This window comes from Psychrobacter sp. 16-MNA-CIBAN-0192 (assembly GCF_040309565.1).
Classification (GTDB): domain Bacteria; phylum Pseudomonadota; class Gammaproteobacteria; order Pseudomonadales; family Moraxellaceae; genus Psychrobacter.
The window spans coordinates 1-256 of record NZ_JBEOOX010000461.1 but is presented as its reverse complement, the minus strand read 5'-3'; the positions used below and the strand labels follow the sequence as shown (position 1 = coordinate 256).

Genomic DNA, 256 nt, shown 5'->3' with positions numbered 1-256 from the left:
TCAATGCGGTTGCCCACGGCTTCGACAATCGCCGGCAATTGGCTGATGCTCGACGGCGCGCCATCGAGCTGACGGCCACCGTGGTTGCTCACCACCAACGCATCGGCACCGCAATCGGCCGCCAAGCGTGCATCCTCCACATCGAGAATGCCCTTGATGATCAGCTTGCCGCCCCAACACTTTTTGATCCACGCCACATCGTCCCAACTCAGGCGCGGGTCAAACTGCTGGGCGGTCCACGACGACAGCGAACTCA

1 protein-coding gene is annotated in these 256 nt (G+C 61.7%); it reads right to left on the bottom strand.

Features of this window, described 5'->3' with window-relative positions; all coding sequences use genetic code 11:
* The coding region (locus tag AAEY78_RS13970; RefSeq protein ID WP_352339976.1) for an alpha-hydroxy acid oxidase at positions 1-256 on the bottom strand (256 nt) is incomplete at both ends.